23 protein-coding genes and 2 pseudogenes are annotated in these 16,734 nt (G+C 69.6%); 24 read left to right on the top strand and 1 reads right to left on the bottom strand.

The window, feature by feature from the left end:
• The 24 genes and pseudogenes from QM633_RS15080 to QM633_RS15195 form a co-directional block, all read left to right on the top strand.
• Positions 1-207: pseudogene (locus QM633_RS15080) on the top strand (30S ribosomal protein S3); the annotation flags it as partial.
• Positions 208-209: 2 nt separating this feature from the next.
• Positions 210-629, top strand: a complete 420-nt coding sequence (rplP, locus tag QM633_RS15085; RefSeq protein WP_415154589.1) for a 50S ribosomal protein L16 — start codon at positions 210-212, stop codon at positions 627-629.
• Positions 629-859, top strand: a complete 231-nt coding sequence (gene rpmC / locus QM633_RS15090; protein ID WP_415154590.1) for a 50S ribosomal protein L29 — start codon at positions 629-631, stop codon at positions 857-859. The genes rplP and rpmC overlap by 1 nt, the downstream gene beginning before the upstream one ends.
• A gap of 5 nt (positions 860-864) precedes the next feature.
• The gene (gene rpsQ / locus QM633_RS15095) at positions 865-1,149 is read left to right on the top strand and encodes a 30S ribosomal protein S17 (RefSeq protein ID WP_415154591.1); all 285 of its coding nucleotides are present in this window, start codon (positions 865-867) and stop codon (positions 1,147-1,149) included.
• Positions 1,150-1,165: 16 nt separating this feature from the next.
• Positions 1,166-1,534, top strand: coding sequence for a 50S ribosomal protein L14 (rplN, locus tag QM633_RS15100; protein ID WP_098460480.1), 369 nt, complete (start codon positions 1,166-1,168; stop codon positions 1,532-1,534).
• 2 nt (positions 1,535-1,536) lie between these two features.
• A complete protein-coding gene (gene rplX / locus QM633_RS15105) occupies positions 1,537-1,902 on the top strand; it encodes a 50S ribosomal protein L24 (RefSeq protein WP_415154592.1) in 366 nt (121 codons plus the stop codon).
• Positions 1,902-2,537, top strand: a complete 636-nt coding sequence (rplE, locus tag QM633_RS15110) for a 50S ribosomal protein L5 (RefSeq protein WP_415154593.1) — start codon at positions 1,902-1,904, stop codon at positions 2,535-2,537. The genes rplX and rplE overlap by 1 nt, the downstream gene beginning before the upstream one ends.
• Before the next feature lie 8 nt (positions 2,538-2,545).
• Complete coding sequence (locus QM633_RS15115) at positions 2,546-2,731, top strand: type Z 30S ribosomal protein S14 (RefSeq protein WP_415154594.1); 186 nt, start codon at positions 2,546-2,548, stop codon at positions 2,729-2,731.
• Positions 2,732-2,810: 79 nt separating this feature from the next.
• Positions 2,811-3,218: a 30S ribosomal protein S8 gene (rpsH, locus tag QM633_RS15120; RefSeq protein WP_415154595.1), complete on the top strand. Its 408-nt coding sequence runs from the start codon at positions 2,811-2,813 to the stop codon at positions 3,216-3,218.
• An 18-nt stretch (positions 3,219-3,236) separates the two neighbouring features.
• Entirely contained in the window at positions 3,237-3,779 is a 543-nt protein-coding gene (gene rplF / locus QM633_RS15125) for a 50S ribosomal protein L6 (RefSeq protein ID WP_415154596.1), read from the top strand.
• Complete coding sequence (gene rplR / locus QM633_RS15130; protein WP_415154597.1) at positions 3,779-4,156, top strand: 50S ribosomal protein L18; 378 nt, start codon at positions 3,779-3,781, stop codon at positions 4,154-4,156. The genes rplF and rplR overlap by 1 nt, the downstream gene beginning before the upstream one ends.
• 23 nt (positions 4,157-4,179) lie before the next feature.
• On the top strand, positions 4,180-4,803 hold the full coding sequence (gene rpsE / locus QM633_RS15135; protein ID WP_415154598.1) for a 30S ribosomal protein S5: 624 nt from the start codon (positions 4,180-4,182) through the stop codon (positions 4,801-4,803).
• Positions 4,800-4,982 (top strand): 50S ribosomal protein L30, encoded by a 183-nt coding sequence (gene rpmD / locus QM633_RS15140; RefSeq protein ID WP_415154599.1) that lies wholly within the window; start codon positions 4,800-4,802, stop codon positions 4,980-4,982. Before rpsE ends, rpmD begins: the two co-directional genes overlap by 4 nt.
• Position 4,983: 1 nt before the next feature.
• Positions 4,984-5,424: a 50S ribosomal protein L15 gene (rplO, locus tag QM633_RS15145; RefSeq protein WP_415154600.1), complete on the top strand. Its 441-nt coding sequence runs from the start codon at positions 4,984-4,986 to the stop codon at positions 5,422-5,424.
• A gap of 304 nt (positions 5,425-5,728) precedes the next feature.
• On the top strand, positions 5,729-6,649 hold the full coding sequence (locus tag QM633_RS15150; RefSeq protein WP_415154601.1) for a hypothetical protein: 921 nt from the start codon (positions 5,729-5,731) through the stop codon (positions 6,647-6,649).
• Between the two features lie 290 nt (positions 6,650-6,939).
• Complete coding sequence (gene secY / locus QM633_RS15155; protein WP_415154602.1) at positions 6,940-8,262, top strand: preprotein translocase subunit SecY; 1,323 nt, start codon at positions 6,940-6,942, stop codon at positions 8,260-8,262.
• The gene (locus QM633_RS15160) at positions 8,259-8,831 is read left to right on the top strand and encodes an adenylate kinase (protein ID WP_415154603.1); all 573 of its coding nucleotides are present in this window, start codon (positions 8,259-8,261) and stop codon (positions 8,829-8,831) included. Before secY ends, QM633_RS15160 begins: the two co-directional genes overlap by 4 nt.
• Before the next feature lie 34 nt (positions 8,832-8,865).
• Positions 8,866-9,708, top strand: coding sequence for a type I methionyl aminopeptidase (map, locus tag QM633_RS15165; RefSeq protein WP_415154604.1), 843 nt, complete (start codon positions 8,866-8,868; stop codon positions 9,706-9,708).
• Positions 9,708-10,625 carry a ketopantoate reductase family protein gene (locus QM633_RS15170; RefSeq protein WP_415154605.1) on the top strand — a complete coding sequence of 306 codons (918 nt, stop codon included), beginning with the start codon at positions 9,708-9,710 and terminating at the stop codon, positions 10,623-10,625. The genes map and QM633_RS15170 overlap by 1 nt, the downstream gene beginning before the upstream one ends.
• Before the next feature lie 22 nt (positions 10,626-10,647).
• On the top strand, positions 10,648-11,175 hold the full coding sequence (locus QM633_RS15175; RefSeq protein ID WP_415154606.1) for an RDD family protein: 528 nt from the start codon (positions 10,648-10,650) through the stop codon (positions 11,173-11,175).
• A gap of 43 nt (positions 11,176-11,218) precedes the next feature.
• The gene (locus QM633_RS15180; RefSeq protein ID WP_415154607.1) at positions 11,219-12,946 is read left to right on the top strand and encodes a DEAD/DEAH box helicase; all 1,728 of its coding nucleotides are present in this window, start codon (positions 11,219-11,221) and stop codon (positions 12,944-12,946) included.
• 87 nt (positions 12,947-13,033) lie between these two features.
• Positions 13,034-14,605: a circularly permuted type 2 ATP-grasp protein gene (locus QM633_RS15185; RefSeq protein WP_415154608.1), complete on the top strand. Its 1,572-nt coding sequence runs from the start codon at positions 13,034-13,036 to the stop codon at positions 14,603-14,605.
• Positions 14,599-15,522 (top strand): alpha-E domain-containing protein, encoded by a 924-nt coding sequence (locus QM633_RS15190; RefSeq protein ID WP_415154609.1) that lies wholly within the window; start codon positions 14,599-14,601, stop codon positions 15,520-15,522. The genes QM633_RS15185 and QM633_RS15190 overlap by 7 nt, the downstream gene beginning before the upstream one ends.
• Positions 15,522-16,367 carry a transglutaminase family protein gene (locus QM633_RS15195; protein ID WP_415154610.1) on the top strand — a complete coding sequence of 282 codons (846 nt, stop codon included), beginning with the start codon at positions 15,522-15,524 and terminating at the stop codon, positions 16,365-16,367. Before QM633_RS15190 ends, QM633_RS15195 begins: the two co-directional genes overlap by 1 nt.
• A 25-nt stretch (positions 16,368-16,392) precedes the next feature.
• On the opposite strand, the pseudogene QM633_RS15200 reads toward QM633_RS15195, so the two are convergent.
• A pseudogene (locus QM633_RS15200) lies at positions 16,393-16,734 on the bottom strand (hypothetical protein); the annotation flags it as partial.

Raw genomic sequence — 16,734 nt, forward strand, 5'->3', positions numbered from 1 at the left:
CGCGCCGAGCGCGCAGCCCAGAAGGCCGCCCGGCAGGCAGCCGGCGGTCAGCGCCGGCCGGCTCGCGGGCCGCGTCGTGACGGTGGCGGCGCCGGCCGGGGCGATCGTCCCGAGCGTGGCGGACGCCGTCGCGCCGATTCCGTTGCCGCCGACGCAGCCCCGCAGGGCGCGGCTGCGCCCGAGGCCGTAGAGAACGCAGGAGCCTGAGCATGCTGATTCCACGTCGCGTCAAGCACCGCAAGCAGCACCACCCCAAGCGGACCGGCATGGCCAAGGGCGGCACCAAGCTCGCCTTCGGTGACTACGGCATCCAGGCGCTGGAGTCCTCGTACCTGACCAACCGTCAGATCGAGAGCGCCCGTATCGCCATGACCCGTCACATCAAGCGTGGCGGCAAGGTCTGGATCAACGTCTACCCGGACCGTCCGATGACCAAGCACCCCGCGGAGTCCCGGATGGGCTCCGGCAAGGGTTCGCCGGAGTGGTGGATCGCCAACATCAAGCCGGGCCGCGTGCTCTTCGAGCTCTCGGGTGTGGACGAGCCGGTGGCCCGCGAGGCCATGCGCCTGGCCATCCACAAGCTGCCGTTCAAGGCTCGCTTCATCAAGCGGGAAGTAGGTGACATCTGATGGCCAACACAGTGACGGCCAACGAGCTGCGCGGGCTTTCCCGTGAGGAGCTCAACGCCAAGGTGGTCGAGCTGAAGGAGGAGCTGTTCGGGCTCCGCTTCGCCGCCGCGACCGGCCAGCTGGAATCCCACGGGCGGCTGCGCGAGGCCCGCAAGGACATCGCCCGCATCTACACCGTGATCCAGGAGCGCAACCTGGGCATCGTGCCCGACCCGGATGAGGACAAGTGAGTCAGATGAGCGAGACTGTGAACACCGAGAGCGAGAGCCGCAACGGCGCCCGCAAGGTGCGCGAGGGCATCGTCGTGTCCGACAAGATGGACAAGACGGTCGTGGTCAAGATCGAGCAGCGGGTCAAGCACCCCCTGTACGGCAAGGTCATGACGAAGTCCGAGAAGCTCAAGGCGCACGACGAGGCCAACGAGGCCGGCGTCGGTGACCGCGTTCGGGTGATGGAGACCCGGCCGACCTCCGCGACCAAGCGGTGGCGTCTGGTCGAGGTCCTCGAAAAGGCCAAGTGACCAGGAGAGATTGACAATGATCCAGCAGGAGACGCGACTCAAGGTCGCCGACAACACCGGTGCGAAGGAACTCCTCTGCATCCGCGTGCTGGGTGGCTCCAAGCGTCGCTACGCCGGCCTGGGCGACAAGATCGTCGCCACGGTCAAGGACGCCATCCCCGGTGGCAACGTGAAGAAGGGCGAGGTCGTGAAGGCGGTCGTCGTCCGCACGGTGAAGGAGACCCGTCGTCCGGACGGCTCCTACATCAAGTTCGACGAGAACGCCGCCGTGATCCTGAAGAACGACGGGGAGCCTCGCGGCACCCGCATCTTCGGTCCGGTCGGCCGTGAACTGCGCGAGAAGAAGTACATGCGAATCATCTCGCTCGCGCCGGAGGTGTTGTGAGCATGCACGTGAAGAAGGGTGACCGCGTCAAGGTCATCGCCGGGAAGGACAAGGGCCGGATCGGGGAGATCATCTCCGTGGACCCGCAGGCCGGCCGGGTGATCGTCCAGGGCGTGAACCTTGTGAAGAAGCACAAGCGCGAGACCCAGAACAACCAGACCAGGCAGAACAATGCCGCCGGGATCATCACCACCGAGGCCCCGATCGACGCGTCCAACGTGCAGTTGGTCGTGAAGGTCGACGGCAAGGATGTGGTGACCCGGGTCGGCTACGAGCGCCAGGAGGTGACCAAGCGTCGCGCGGACGGGACCGAGTACTCGGCCGAGCGCAGCGTCCGGGTCGCCCGCAAGACCGGGAAGGAAATCTGATGGCCGCCACTGCGACCGAGACGAAGAGCCTGCCGCGGCTGAAGGAGAAGTACCGCTCCGAGATCGCCCCTGCGCTCAACCAGGAGTTCTCCTACGACAACGTCATGCAGATCCCCGGTCTGGTGAAGATCGTGGTGAACATGGGTGTCGGCGAGGCGGCCCGTGACTCGAAGGTGATCGACGCCGCCGTGCGCGACCTCACCGCGATCACCGGCCAGAAGCCGACCGTGACGAAGGCCCGCAAGTCGATCGCGCAGTTCAAGCTGCGCGAGGGCATGCCGATCGGCTGCCACGTGACCCTGCGCGGTGACCGGATGTGGGAGTTCGCCGACCGGCTGCTGACCCTGGCCCTGCCCCGGATCCGCGACTTCCGCGGCCTGTCCGCCCGGCAGTTCGACGGCAAGGGCAACTACACCTTCGGTCTGACCGAGCAGGTGATGTTCCACGAGATCGACCAGGACCGGATCGACAAGCTGCGGGGCATGGACATCACGTTCGTGACCACGGCCACCACCGACGACGAGGGTCGCGCGCTGCTGAAGGCGCTCGGCTTCCCGTTCAAGGCCCCGGCCGACGAGGTCGCCAAGGCCGCGAAGAAGAAGGGCCCGGCGTTCACGGGCAAGAAGAAGAGGTGAACTGACTCATGGCCAAGACCGCTCTGAAGGTGAAGCAGGCTCGTAAGCCGAAGTTCGCCGTCCGTGCCTACACCCGCTGCAGCAAGTGCGGCCGGCCGAAGGCCGTCTACCGCAAGTTCGGCCTGTGCCGGATCTGCGTGCGGGAACTCGCCCACGCGGGCGAGCTGCCGGGCGTCACCAAGTCCTCCTGGTGAGCAGTACCAGGAACCAACCCAACCCGCTGAAGGTCCACCCGAGGGTGGAAACCGTGGCGAGAAAGAGGCATCACACGTCATGACCATGACCGATCCGATCGCGGACATGCTGACCCGGCTCCGGAACGCCAACCAGGCGTACCACGAGTCGACGTCCATGCCGCACAGCAAGATCAAGGTGGGGATCGCCGAGATCCTGAAGGCTCAGGGCTACATCGCCGGCTTCGAGGTGCTCGATCCGGCGGCCGGCGAGGTCGGCAAGACCCTCACGCTCACCCTCAAGTACGGGACCAACCGCGAGCGGTCGATCGCCGGCGTGCGCCGGATCTCGAAGCCCGGCCTGCGTGTCTACGCCAAGTCCACCGCGCTGCCCAAGGTGCTCGGTGGCATGGGCATCGCGATCATTTCCACCTCCCAGGGTCTTCTGACCGACCGGGAGGCCAACTCTCGAAGCGTCGGCGGCGAAGTCCTCGCCTACGTCTGGTGAGAAGAAGGAGCTGAACAGATGTCACGAATTGGCAGGCTCCCGATCGCCATTCCGGCCGGGGTCGAGGTCAGCCTCGACGGCCAGACGGTGTCGGTGAAGGGGCCCAAGGGCACCCTGCAGCACACCGTCGCCGAGCCGATCAGGGTTGCGCGCAACGACAGCGGCGAGCTCGAGGTGAGCCGTCCGGACGACGAGCGGGAGAGCCGCTCGCTGCACGGGCTCACCCGCACGCTGGTCGCGAACATGGTGACCGGTGTCACCGCGGGCTACGAGAAGAAGCTCGAGATCGTCGGCGTCGGCTACCGGGTGATCTTCAAGGGTCCCGAGCAGCTGGAGTTCAATCTCGGGTTCTCCCACCCCGTGGTCGTGAACGCCCCCGCGGGCATCACGTTCTCGGTGGAGAGCAACACGAGGTTCACCGTCTACGGGATCGACAAGCAGGCAGTGGGCGAGGTCGCGGCCAACATCCGCAAGATCCGCAAGCCCGAGCCGTACAAGGGCAAGGGCGTGCGTTACGCCGGCGAGCGGGTTCGTCGCAAGGTTGGAAAGGCTGGTAAGTGATGGCTATCTCACTGTCCTCGAACAGGGGCATGGCGGACAAGGCTGCCGCGCGACTGCGTCGGCAGGCCCGGGGTCGCAAGAAGATCGCCGGCACGACCGAGCGTCCGCGCCTGGTGGTGTTCCGGTCCAGCCGGCACATCGCCGCTCAGGTCGTCGACGACACCGCCGGTGTGACCCTCGCGTCCGCCTCGTCCCTGGAGCTTCGCGCCGAGACCGGCGACAAGTCCGAGAAGGCGAAGGCTGTCGGCAAGCTCGTGGCCGAGCGCGCGAAGAAGGCGGGCGTGGAGAACGTCGTCTTCGATCGCGCGGGCAACAAGTACCACGGACGGATCGCGGCGCTGGCTGACAGCGCCCGCGAGGCCGGTCTCGGATTCTGACGGATCGAAAGGGCAAGCTTACGATGAATGGAACCCAGCGCCGCGGTGGCGGTGCAGGTACCGGCGATCAGCAGCGTCGCGGCGGCCGTGAAGACCGTCGTGGCCGCGACCAGGCCGCCGAGAAGGAGAAGAGCAACTACCTGGAGCGGGTCGTCGCGATCAATCGTGTCGCGAAGGTCGTCCAGGGAGGTCGCCGGTTCAGCTTCACCGCGCTGGTCGTGGTGGGCGACGGCGAGGGCACGGTCGGCGTCGGCTACGGCAAGGCCAAGGAGGTGCCCGCGGCGATCGCCAAGGGTGTCGAGGAGGCCAAGAAGCACTTCTTCCGCGTGCCCCGGGTGCAGGGGACGATTCCCCATCCGGTGCAGGGCGAGAAGGCTGCCGGTGTCGTGATGCTCCGTCCGGCCTCCCCGGGCACCGGCGTGATCGCCGGCGGCTCGGCCCGGGCCGTGCTGGAGTGCGCGGGCGTGCACGACGTGCTCGCCAAGTCGCTCGGCTCGGACAACGCGATCAACGTGGTGCACGCCACGGTCGCGGCCCTGCAGAGCCTGGAGGAGCCGGAGTCGGTGGCCAAGCGCCGCGGTCTCTCGGTGGCCGAGGTCACCCCGGCTGCCATCCTGCGGGCGCGTGAGGAAGGTGCGCACGCATGAGCAGGCTGAAGGTGACCCAGATCAAGTCTGGGATCGGTGGCAAGCAGAACCAGCGCGAGACCCTGCGCTCGCTGGGTCTGAAGCGCATCGGTGACGTGGTGGTGATCGAGGACCGTCCTGAACTCGTCGGCATGGTCAAGACGATCCCGCACCTCGTCGCCGTCGAGGAGGTCGAGTGACATGGCACTGAAGGTTCATCACCTGCGTCCGGCACCCGGAGCCAAGACCGAGAAGACCCGTGTGGGTCGCGGTGAAGGCTCCAAGGGCAAGACCGCCGGTCGCGGCACCAAGGGCACCGGTGCACGGAAGAACACCCCGGAGAACTTCGAGGGCGGGCAGATGCCGCTGCACATGCGGCTGCCGAAGCTTCGCGGCTTCAACAACCCGTTCCGCGTGGAGTACCAGGTGGTCAACGTGGCCCGGCTCGCCGACCTGTTCCCCTCCGGCGGCGCGGTGACCCCGGCCGACCTGGTGGAGAAGGGCGCCGTCCGCGACGGCCAGCTGGTCAAGGTGCTCGGCAACGGGGAGATCTCCGTGGCCGTGCAGGTCAGCGCGCACGCGTTCTCCGCGTCCGCCAAGGCGAAGATCGAGAAGGCCGGCGGCACCGCCACCGAGCTGTAGTCGATCGCGTAACGAGGCCCCCGGCACGCGCCGGGGGCCTCGTCGCGTCCCCACCTCGGCCCCCGGCCCCCGATGTCCGGCCCCGGTCCGCGCCCCCTCGCGCCAAACGCTCCCGAAAGGGGGCTTTGCTCCCCGAATTCGGGGAGCAAAGCCCCCTTTCGGGAGCAAACCGGACGGGTGCGACGGGTGAGACTCGCCCAAGGGCTGACAGCGGGCGCACAGGGTGTTGCCAATTCGCCGGCAGGTGTTGTCCGTTGCTCTCGACGGGTTGCGAGGACGACCGCCGCGGCCGTGGACTTCCGTCATGGTGGTGATTCGAACCCGCGAGCTCGCCGGCATCGGGCAGACCCAGGAGATGCGCGCCCGCCTCGAGCGATCAGGAGAATTGTTCCGCGTCCGCCACGGCGCGTTCGCGGACGAAGCGCCCACGGAGATGGCCGAGCGCCACCTGCTGCTCGTGCTCGGCACGGCCCCGGTCCTCGCGCCAGGAACCGTCCTGAGCCACGCCAGCGCCGGGGTCGTTCACGGGCTCCCTTCGTGGGAAGCGATGCTCGGGCGGGTGACCGTGCTCCGCCGGACGCCGGGCCATGGCTCCCGCCGCCGCAACCTCCACGTCCGCTGCACGCCCGTCGTCGACTCGGAGGTCACCCAGGTGGACGGACTCACGGTCACCACCATCGAGCGCACAGCGGCGGACCTCGCTTGCCTCCTCCCGTACGAGCGCGCTGTTGTCGTCATGGACGCCGCGCTGCACGCGGGAGCGGACTCCGGCGTGCTGGAACGGACCGTCGTCGAAGGACGCGGGCGGCACGGCATCAGCACGGCGCGCGCAGCACTGGCCTTCGCGGACGGCCGCTCGGAGAGCGTGGGGGAGTCACTCAGCCGCGTCCGGCTCGCGGCAGCGGGACTCGTGCGTCCGCAGCTCCAGCTGAACGTCTTCGACGAGGAGGGCAACTGGCTGGCCCGAACGGACTTCGGGTGGGAGCAGCAGGGCGTGCTCGGCGAGTTCGACGGGAGGATCAAGTACGTCGGTACGGCGGAGGAGGTCGCGCAGGCCGTGATGCAGGAGAAGCGCAGGGAGGCGCGGCTGCGGGAGGCAGGCTGGGTGGTGGTCAGGTGGACCTGGGCCGACCTCGCGGACCCCGCGGCGCTGCGGCGGCGCATCGAGTCGGCCTTCCGGCAGGCCCGTCCCGAACTGATCAGGGGCCACCTGGAGGTCGTCTGAGTGCGGTTCGCTCCCGAAAAGTGGCTTTGCCCCCCGAATTCGGGGAGCGAAGCCACTTTTCGGGAGCAAAGGCGGGGTGGAGGGTGGGCGGACGGGGGTGGGGCAAGTCCGGGCGGGGGGCGGCCGGCCGGTGGAGTCGGGAGCAGGAAGCGGGGCAGTCCCGGCCGATGCGGGAAACTGGGGTCCGGCTTGATAGAGTTCATCGGGTTGTCTGGGCGGGGTGCCGCAGCGACGCCGACGCCGACGGCGCTGTACGGACAGTGCCTCGAAGTAAGGAGTGGGTCCACTACATGCTCTCCGCATTCGCGAACGCGCTACGGACGCCTGACCTGCGCAGGAAGATCCTGTTCACGCTGATGATCCTCGCGGTCTTCCGGCTGGGCTCGACGATTCCGACGCCCAACGTCAACATCGTGAACGTCGACTCCTGCCGGGCCCAGGCCACCAGCGGCGACGCGTCGGGCCTGTATTCGATGATCCAGCTGTTCTCGGGCGGCGCGCTGCTCCAGATGGCGATCTTCGCGCTGGGCATCATGCCCTACATCACCGCCAGCATCATCCTCCAGCTGCTCACCGTGGTGATCCCGCGGCTCGAGGCGCTGAAGAAGGAGGGTGCGTCCGGCACCCAGAAGATCACCCAGTACACGCGGTACCTGACCCTGGTGCTCGCGGTGCTGCAGTCGACCGCCTACGTGACCCTGGCCGTGAACGGCCAGCTGTTCCAGGGCTGCTCGCTGGACCTGGTCTACGACAAGAGCATCTTCCCGATCATCACCATGATCCTGACCATGACCGCCGGCACCGGCGTGATCATGTGGCTCGGCGAACTGATCACCGACCGCGGTGTCGGCAACGGCATGTCGGTGATGATCTTCACCCAGATCGCCGCTCAGTTCCCCGCATCGCTGTGGGCCATCAAGGAGAGCCACGAGGGCGCCCAGGGCTGGTTCTACTTCATCATCGTGCTGATCATCGGCCTGGCCGTGATGGCGGGTGTCATCTTCATGGAGCAGGCGCAGCGCCGGATCCCGGTGCAGTACGCCAAGCGCATGGTCGGACGCCGGCTGCTCGGCGGCTCGACGACCTACATCCCGATGAAGGTCAACCAGGCCGGCGTCATCCCGGTCATCTTCGCCTCCTCGATGCTCTACCTGCCGATCCTGTACGCCCAGTTCCAGCCCGGCACGACCGACAACCCCAACCCGGTCTCCACCTGGATCTCGACCTACCTCACCACCGGCAACATCGTGTACGAGGCGATCTTCTTCGTCCTGATCATCGCGTTCGCCTACTTCTACGTCTCGATCACCTTCGACCCGGTCGAGGTCAGCGACAACATGAAGAAGTACGGCGGCTTCATCCCCGGCGTCCGGGCAGGCAAGCCCACCGAGCGCTATCTCGCCCACGTGCTGTCCCGGCTCACCGCGCCCGGCTCGCTGTACCTGGCGATCATCGCGCTGATCCCGGCCATCGCCTTCGTCGCGCTCGGCACGGCCAACAAATTCCCCTTCGGCGGTACATCGATCCTGATCATCGTCGGAGTCGGTCTGGACACTGTGAAGCAGATCCAGAGCCAGTTGCAGCAACGGAACTATGAAGGATTCCTGAGGTGAGACTTCTCATCATGGGCCCTCCCGGTGTGGGGAAGGGAACCCAGGCCGTGGGCATCGCCGCCCATTACGGCATTCCGGCCATCTCGACCGGAGACATTTTCAGAACCAACGTGAAGAACCAGACGCCGCTGGGTCAGGAGGTGTCCAGGATCATGGCCGACGGCGGCTACGTTCCGGACACCGTGACCAATGCGATCGTCGCCGACCGGCTCGGCCAGTCGGACGCCGGCGAGGGCTGGCTGCTCGACGGCTACCCCCGCACGTCCGGCCAGGTGGACGCGTTGGACGCCGAGCTGGCCAGGACGGGACAGGCGCTGGACGCGGTCATCTCCCTGGTCGCGGACACCGACGTCCTGGTCGGACGGCTGCTCAAGCGTGCGGAACTCGAGGGACGCGCCGACGACAACGCCGAGACGATTCGTCACCGGATGGAGATCTACTCCGAGGCGACCGACCCGCTGCTGGCGACCTACCGCGGCCGAGGGCTGCTCGTCGAGGTGGACGGCATCGGCACCGTCGACGAGGTCGCGGCGCGGATCACCACGGCGCTCGACGCGAAGCTCGCCTGAGCCTTCCGGCTCGCAGGGATCGGCAGGTTCGACGATGGCTCGACGCTCCTCGATCGAGGTGAAGACCTCCGAGCAGATCCTGAAGATGCGTGCCGCCGGGTTGGTGGTGGGACGCATCCTGCAGACCGTCAGGGACGCTGCCCGTCCCGGCATCGCCACCGCGGACCTCGACGCCATCGCGCGCGAGGGCATCGCCCGCGCCGGTGCGACGTCGTCGTTCCTCGGCTACGGCGGCGGCTTCGGGCTGCCGCCGTTCCCCGCGGTGACCTGCATCTCGGTCAACTCCGAGATCGTCCACGGCATCCCGGGCGACCACGTCCTCGCCGACGGTGACCTGGTCAGCGTCGACTTCGGGGTCTCCCTGGCCGGCTGGCACGGTGACTCCGCGATCACGTTCGCCGTCGGCACCCCTTCGCCGGAGGCGGAGGCGCTCAGTGAGGTCACCAGGCAGGCCATGTGGGCGGGTGTGGTGGCGGCGCGCGTCGGTGGCCGGATCGGGGACATCTCCCACGCGGTCGAGTCCTCCGTCCGCTCCCATCCACGCCGGTACGGCATCGTCTCGGAGTACACCGGTCACGGCATCGGGACGGCCATGCACCAGGACCCCGATGTGCCCAACACCGGTCGGCGGGGACGCGGAGAGCTGCTCACCAAGGGCGTCTGCCTGGCGATCGAGCCGATGGTGACGGCCGGCTCGGCCGCCACGGCCACGCTCGACGACGAGTGGACGGTCGTGACCAGGGACGGCTCGCTGGCCAGCCACTGGGAGCACACGGTCGCGCTGACCGGGCGCGGGCTGTGGGTGCTCACCGCCGAGGACGGCGGCGAGGCGGAGCTCACGGCGCGCGGGGCGAGGTTCGGCCCCCTGGGCGACTGATGTCGGCCCGGATCGTCCTGGTCGGCCTCGGTGCGATCGGTGCGGCCTACGCCAGTCGGCTCGTCGACGCCGGATGCGACCTGCGGGTTCTCCTCGACGCGGGACGATCGGGCCGGTACGCCGGGCGTCCCACGGTCGTCAACGGCAGGGCCTACGACTTCCCGCTCTCGACCGGAGCAGACGGCCCCGCCGATCTGGCGGTCGTCGCGGTGAAGCGCGCGGCGCTGGAGGAGGCGATCGAACTCCTCCGGCCCTGCGTCACCGACCGCACGGTGGTGCTGAGCCTGCTCAACGGTATCGACAGCGAGGAGGTGCTCGCGCGGGCGTTCCCCGCCGCCACCGTGCTGCTGGCCGTGAGCGTGGGCATCGACGCCGTCCGGAACGGGCGCGACGTCCGGTTCACCTCGCTGGGCCGGATCCTGCTCGGCGAGCCGGTGAACCCCGGGCCACGGTCCGCGCAGGTCGCCGCGGTCGCCGCGCTGCTCGACCACGCCGGTATCGACTGCGCCGTCCCGTCCGACATGGTGCACCAGCTGTGGTGGAAGTGGCTGATCAACGTCGGGGTGAACCAGGTCTCCGCCCTGTGCCGGGTGCCGTACCGGGTGTTGCAGAATCCCGCGAGCCCGGCCCGGGCGGTGATGATCGCCGCCCAGCGCGAGGTGATCGCGGTGGCGAACGCCCGCGGTGTGGCGCTGGACGAGCACGACCTCGACCGCTGGCTGGAGGTGCTGGCCGGTCTCGGCCCGGACAACTACACCTCGATGGCCCAGGACGTCCTCGCCGGCCGCCCGACGGAGGTGGACAGCTTCGCCGGCACGGTCGTCGCGCTCGGTGGCGACCTCGGCGTCCCGGTACCGGTGAACGCCGTCCTGTACGGGTTGCTGAAGGGTGCCGAGGCGGCGGACCGCTCGTCGTGAGGACGGACGGTACCCTCTTCCGGTGACCAGCACAGCGAAGCGCCGGCTCCTCGCCGGCCTGATCGACCTCGCCCTGCTGCTGGCCTGGGCACTGCTGGCCGGAGCCGCCATCCTCTGGCTCGCTTCCGCGGGGGCCCTGGGCGGGATCGGTCTGCTCGGGGTGAACCTGGCCGGCATCGCGGCCGTGGTCCTCCCGGTGACGGTCGGCCTCACCGCCCTCGAGGCCGGGCGCTACGAGGCCACCCCGGGCAAGCTGAGGTTCGGGCTGCGCGTTCGTCACGACCCCGGCGGGGAGCGGATCGGGTGGGCACGTTCCCTCGCGCGCAACCTGCTCAAGCTCGGGCTGCCCTGGACGCTGCTCCACCTCGCCGCCGTCTCCTCGGTCGTCGGCGGCGGCCCCTCCGCGTGGGTGGGGCTCGCCCTCGCCCTCGCCGTCCCCTGCGGATATCTGGTCTCGCTCGTCCACGGCGACGGACGGACGGTCTACGACCGGCTCGCCGCAACGATGGTGATCAGCACCGAGCCCGGGCGCCGGTTCGCCGACGACTGAGCCCGGCGACCTGTCCTGGCACCCGCACCTGTAGACTCCACCGGTGAGTGAGCCTTCCCTCGACCCCGTCCCGCCGCGCTTCGACGATCTCGGACTCGACCCCCGTTTGCTCAGGGCGGTGCGGGAACTCGGCTACGAGACGCCGACGGCGATCCAGGCCGCGACGATCCCGCCCCTGCTGGCCGGCCACGACGTCGTCGGCCGGGCCCAGACCGGCACCGGCAAGACGGCAGCCTTCGCGCTCCCGGTCCTGAACGGCCTCACCCACGCCCAGAAGCAGCCGGAGGCGCTGGTCCTGTGCCCCACCCGGGAGCTGGCCCTGCAGGTCTGCGAGGCTTTCGCCAGCTACAGCACCCACCTGCCCGGCGTCCACGTCCTGCCCGTGTACGGGGGCCAGGGCTACGGCGTGCAGCTGAGCGCCCTGCGCCGCGGCGTCCAGGTCGTGGTGGGGACGCCCGGACGCGTGATCGACCACCTCGAGAAGGGCACCCTCGACCTGACCAGGCTGCGGTTCCTGGTTCTCGACGAGGCCGACGAGATGCTGAAGATGGGCTTCGCGGAGGATGTCGAGACGATCCTGGCCGACACCCCCGCCGACAAGCAGGTGGCCCTGTTCTCCGCGACCATGCCGGCGCCGATCCGGAAGATCGCCAAGAAGTACCTCACCGATCCGGTGGAGGTCCACATCAAGACCTCCACGACGACGGTCGTCACCACCAGGCAGCGCTACCTGAAGGTGCCGCACTCCAAGAAGCTGGACGCCCTCACCCGCATCCTCGAGACCGAGAACTTCGAGGCGATGATCATCTTCGCCCGCACCAAGCAGGAGACCGAGCAGCTCGCCGAGCGGCTGCGGGCGCGCGGGTTCTCCGCCGTCGCGCTGAACGGCGACGTCGCCCAGGCGCAGCGGGAGCGGACGATCAACCAGCTGAAGGACGGCCGGCTCGACATCCTCGTCGCCACCGACGTGGCCGCCCGCGGCCTCGACGTCGACCGGATCAGCCACGTGGTGAACTACGACATCCCCACCGACACCGAGTCCTACGTGCACCGGATCGGTCGCACCGGGCGGGCCGGCCGGTCCGGCGACGCGATCTCGTTCGTCACGCCGAAGGAGTTCCGGCTGCTCCACGCGATCGAGAAGGCGACCCGGCAGGAGGTCGCCCCGATGCCGCTGCCGACCATCGACGACGTGAACAGCACCCGCCTGGGCAAGTTCGACGACGCGATCACCGCAGCGCTGGAGTCCGAGACCGTCGACTTCTTCCGGGACGTCGTCACCCACTACGTGCGCGAGCACGACGTGCCGGAGCTGGACGTGGCCGCGGCGCTCGCCGTGGTGCTGCAGGGGGACGTGCCGCTGCTGCTGGAGGAGGGCGCCGAGGCGCCGGCCGGCGAGCGGGAGCGTGTGGGCAGGGGGGGCGAGGGAGCCGAGCGGCCGGGGCGCGGCGAGGGTCGTGGGACGCGCGAACCGCGGCAGCGGGGCCAGCGCGAGTTCGCCACCTACCGGATCAACGTGGGCCGGCGGCACCGCGTGCAGCCCCGTCAGATCGTGGGCGCGCTCGCCAACGAGGGCGGCCTGGGCAGGGACGACTTCGGGCACATCGACATCCGGATCGACCACTCGCTGGTGGAGCTGCCCGCGCAGCTTCCGCAGGGCGCGTGGGACGCGCTCGCCGACACCCGGATCTCCGGAAAGCTGATCGAGCTGTCCCGGGTGGGGTCGGACGCGGGGAAGCGACAGGGCAGGAAGCCGCGGCAGCGGGGCTGAACCGGACGGCCGGGCCAGGGCCTTTCGACATGCCGCTGAAACACGCAAGGATTCCGTCCGTTACACGCCCGGCCTAACCTGACCACCGTGAGCCTGCTGTTTCGCGATTACGCCGGCACCCCGAGGGCCTTCGACGAGGTGGTGGGTGCCGAGGGCGTCCGGGTGGCCTACGGATCGGTGCTCCGGCAGCTGGCGAAGCTCGACTCCGACGAGGTCAGGGCCCGTGCCGAGTACCTCAAGTCGACCTACCTCGACCAGGGCGTCACCTTCGACATCGGTGGCGAGGAGCGCCCGTTCCCGCTCGACATCGTCCCCCGGGTGCTGCTCGCCGACGAGTGGGCCGAGGTGGAGGAGGGTGTCGCCCAGCGTGTCCGGGCCCTCGAGGCGTTCCTCTCCGACGTCTACGGCGAGGGCAGGGTCTTCCGGGACCGGGTGATCCCGCGCCGGGTCGTGGTCACCTCGCCGCACTACCACCGGGTGATGGCCGGCGTCCGGATGCCCAACGGTGTCCGGTGCCACGTCGCCGGCATCGACCTGGTCCGTGACGAGGTCGGACGGTTCCGCGTGCTGGAGGACAACGTCCGGGTGCCGTCGGGGGTCTCCTACGTGATGACCAACCGCAGGGCGATGTTCTCCGCGCTGCCGGAGGTGACCACGCGGCACCGGATCCGTCCGGTCGAGGGCTACCCGCTGCACCTGCTGGCGGCGCTGCGGGCGGCCGCTCCGAGCGGCGTCAGCGACCCGACCGTGGTCGTGCTCACTCCCGGCGTGTACAACTCCGCCTACTTCGAGCACGCGCTGCTGGCCCGGATGATGGGCGTCGAGCTGGTCGAGGGCCGCGACCTGGTCTGTCACAACGGGCGGGTGTCGATCCGCACCACCCAGGGCCTCAAGCCCGTCCACGTCATCTACCGCCGCGTCGACGACGAGTTCCTCGACCCCGCCCAGTTCAAGTCCGACTCGATGCTCGGCTGCGCGGGCCTGGTCACCGCGGCGCGGGCGGGCAACGTCACCATCGCCAACGCGATCGGCAACGGGGTGGCCGACGACAAGCTCGTCTACACCTACATTCCCGACCTGATCCGGTACTACCTCCACGAGGAGCCGAAGCTGGCCAGCGTCGACACGTGGCGGATGGAGGAGCCCTCGCACCGCGAGGAGGTCATGGACCGGCTGTCCGAGCTCGTGCTGAAGCCCGTCGACGGGTCGGGCGGCAAGGGGATCGTGATCGGCCCGCGGGCCACGCCCCGGCAACTGGACGCCCTGCGCGCGAAGATCCTGAAGGATCCGCGCGGCTGGATCGCCCAGCCGGTCGTGCAGCTGTCCACCGTGCCGACGATGATCGACGGGAAGATGGCCCCGCGCCACGTCGACCTGAGGCCGTTCGCCGTGAACTCCGGCGACGGCGTGTACGTGCTGCCGGGCGGGCTGACCCGGGTCGCGCTGCCCGAGGGCGAGCTGATCGTGAACTCCAGCCAGGGCGGCGGTTCCAAGGACACCTGGGTGCTCGCCCGCGACGGCGTCCGCGGCAACCGGCGCCGGCGCCGTCCCCGCGAGGCCGTCTCGGGCGTCCCGCAGGCCGATCTCGGCGCGGAGCTGGTGCAGCAGCAGCAGGCCCAGCAACAGCAGCAGGCGAGGATCGGCGGTGCGGTGTGCTGAGCCGGATCGCCGAGTCCCTGTTCTGGATCGGCCGGTACCTCGAGCGGGCCGAGGACACCACCCGGATCGTCGAGGTGCACCTCCAGCTGCTGCTCGACGACCCGACCGTGGATCAGGACGACGCCGCGCTGAACCTGCTGGCCGTGATGGGCGCGCCGGAGGCGGAGGCCACGGACACCGGCGAGGTGCTGCGGGTGCTGTGCTACGACCCCTTGTCGCCCTGCTCGGTGGCGGCCGCCCTGGGCGGGGCCCGCGAGGCGGCCCGGCGGGCCCGCGAGACGGTCTCGATCGAGATGTGGGAAGCGATCAACACGACCTGGAACTCGGTGAAGGGCGGACGGCTGCAGCGGATGCGCCCCGCCTCGGCGTTCCGGCTGGTCCGCGAGCGCTGCGCGGTCATCTCCGGAACGGCGGACCAGACCATGAGCCACGACGAGGGCTGGCACTTCCTGACCCTGGGCCGCAGCCTGGAGCGGGTCGACATGACCGCCCGGCTGATCTCCAACGCCCACGTCACCGGCGGCCAGAGCGCCTGGAGCAATGTGCTGCGCGGCTGCGGCGCGCACCACGCCTTCGTCCGCACCTACGGGGGAGTGACCACGGACAAGGACGCGGCCGAGTTCCTGCTGCTCGACCGGCTGTTCCCGCGTTCGGTCGTGCACAACCTGGCCGCCGCCGAGGCCGCTCTCGCCGACCTGGACTTCGCGGGTGGCCGCAGGGTCGGCTTCGACGACGAGGCACGCCGCCTGCTCGGCACCGCGCGGGCCGCGCTGGAGTACCGGGCGCCCGGGCGCATCCTCGAAGACCTGCCGCAGCGGATGACCGACCTGCAGCGGATCTGCAACAAGGTCAGCGAGACGGTCACGCAGCGGTACTTCAGCGGCGCCACCGCCGCCACCTGGAGCGGAGGCATCTGATGGGGCGGCAACTGCGCATCGTCCACCACACCGGCTACCGGTACGACGGCATGGTCAGCGCCTCGCACAACGAGGTGAGGATGACCCCGCGCGCGACCAGGGAGCAGTACGTGCTCGCCACTCGTCTGGACATCTCTCCGATGGCCTGGTCGCACTCGTTCGTCGACTACTGGGGCACGCCGGTCACCGCGTTCGAGATCGCCGAGCCGCACAGCCGGATGGACGTGGTGGCGACGTCGACCGTGGACGTCGGGGACCGGCTCGCCGAGGGTCCCGGGGCCAGTTGGGAGGACCTGGCCGAGGAGTCGCTGTGTGACCAGCAGATCGAGTTCCTCGCCCCGTCGGAGCATGTCGAACCGCCGTCGGAACTGCGCCGGTTCGCCGCGGAGGCGGCGAAATCGTCCGCCCGACCGGTCGACGCCGTCCGCGCCATCATCGAGCGGATCCGCGACCGCGTCGCCTACGTGCCAGGGTCGACCGAGGTGAGCACGACGGCCACCGCGGTCTGGGAGGCGAGGGCCGGGGTCTGCCAGGACCTGGTGCACCTCGGCCTCGGCGCACTGCGCGGCGTGGGGATCCCGACCCGCTATGTGTCCGGCTATGTGATGCCCAACGCGGCGCCCGTCGTGGGCGAGGCCCGGACCGGGGAGTCCCATGCCTGGCTGCAGTACTGGGACGGCGCGTGGGTCGGGCTCGACCCGACCAACGACACCGCCCCGGGCGACTTCCACGTCGAGGTCGGCGTCGGCCGGGACTACTTCGACGTGACGCCCCTGAAGGGCGTCTACTCCGGATCGCAGTCCTCCGACCTGTTCGTCGAGGTCGAGATCACCGTGCTCGCCTGAGCCGCCGGTCGCGCCCGGGGCGACCTCAGAGCCGCCGCGGCAGGGGGCCGGGCCGGTAGTCCTTGTTGCGGGGGCGCATGTCCTCACCGGTCAGCTCGGCGTGGACGCGGTAGGCGGCCAGGGCTCCGCTCAACAGTTGCGCCCACCCGTCCGTGCCACCCGGCGACCACGCCGAGGCGACGATCACCCCCGGCCGTGCGGGCTGCAGTCGCGGCAGGTCCAGCAGGGTGCGCCACGATGTCCACAGCGGGCCGCCACCGGGCGCCCGCAGCAGCCGGCGGGCCGTGCGCAGGTCCGGTCGCTCGCGGGTGAGGTCCGCGTGGGTGAAGGGGTCCACCGCGCTCACCACGGCCTCGGCGACCAGGTC

Origin of the sequence: Propionicimonas sp., from assembly GCF_047606205.1 — a bacterium.
Taxonomy (GTDB): domain Bacteria; phylum Actinomycetota; class Actinomycetes; order Propionibacteriales; family Propionibacteriaceae; genus Propionicimonas.

Bases quoted from the DNA above. Each gene is read 5' to 3' on its own strand.
- rplP (WP_415154589.1), top strand. From the start codon at position 210: ATGCTGATTCCACGTCGCGTCAAGCACCGCAAGCAGCACCACCCCAAG.
- rpmC (WP_415154590.1), top strand. From the start codon at position 629: ATGGCCAACACAGTGACGGCCAACGAGCTGCGCGGGCTTTCCCGTGAG.
- rpsQ (WP_415154591.1), top strand. From the start codon at position 865: ATGAGCGAGACTGTGAACACCGAGAGCGAGAGCCGCAACGGCGCCCGC.
- rplN (WP_098460480.1), top strand. From the start codon at position 1,166: ATGATCCAGCAGGAGACGCGACTCAAGGTCGCCGACAACACCGGTGCG.
- rplX (WP_415154592.1), top strand. From the start codon at position 1,537: ATGCACGTGAAGAAGGGTGACCGCGTCAAGGTCATCGCCGGGAAGGAC.
- rplE (WP_415154593.1), top strand. From the start codon at position 1,902: ATGGCCGCCACTGCGACCGAGACGAAGAGCCTGCCGCGGCTGAAGGAG.
- QM633_RS15115 (WP_415154594.1), top strand. From the start codon at position 2,546: ATGGCCAAGACCGCTCTGAAGGTGAAGCAGGCTCGTAAGCCGAAGTTC.
- rpsH (WP_415154595.1), top strand. From the start codon at position 2,811: ATGACCATGACCGATCCGATCGCGGACATGCTGACCCGGCTCCGGAAC.
- rplF (WP_415154596.1), top strand. From the start codon at position 3,237: ATGTCACGAATTGGCAGGCTCCCGATCGCCATTCCGGCCGGGGTCGAG.
- rplR (WP_415154597.1), top strand. From the start codon at position 3,779: ATGGCTATCTCACTGTCCTCGAACAGGGGCATGGCGGACAAGGCTGCC.
- rpsE (WP_415154598.1), top strand. From the start codon at position 4,180: ATGAATGGAACCCAGCGCCGCGGTGGCGGTGCAGGTACCGGCGATCAG.
- rpmD (WP_415154599.1), top strand. From the start codon at position 4,800: ATGAGCAGGCTGAAGGTGACCCAGATCAAGTCTGGGATCGGTGGCAAG.
- rplO (WP_415154600.1), top strand. From the start codon at position 4,984: ATGGCACTGAAGGTTCATCACCTGCGTCCGGCACCCGGAGCCAAGACC.
- QM633_RS15150 (WP_415154601.1), top strand. From the start codon at position 5,729: ATGGTGGTGATTCGAACCCGCGAGCTCGCCGGCATCGGGCAGACCCAG.
- secY (WP_415154602.1), top strand. From the start codon at position 6,940: ATGCTCTCCGCATTCGCGAACGCGCTACGGACGCCTGACCTGCGCAGG.
- map (WP_415154604.1), top strand. From the start codon at position 8,866: ATGGCTCGACGCTCCTCGATCGAGGTGAAGACCTCCGAGCAGATCCTG.
- QM633_RS15170 (WP_415154605.1), top strand. From the start codon at position 9,708: ATGTCGGCCCGGATCGTCCTGGTCGGCCTCGGTGCGATCGGTGCGGCC.
- QM633_RS15195 (WP_415154610.1), top strand. From the start codon at position 15,522: ATGGGGCGGCAACTGCGCATCGTCCACCACACCGGCTACCGGTACGAC.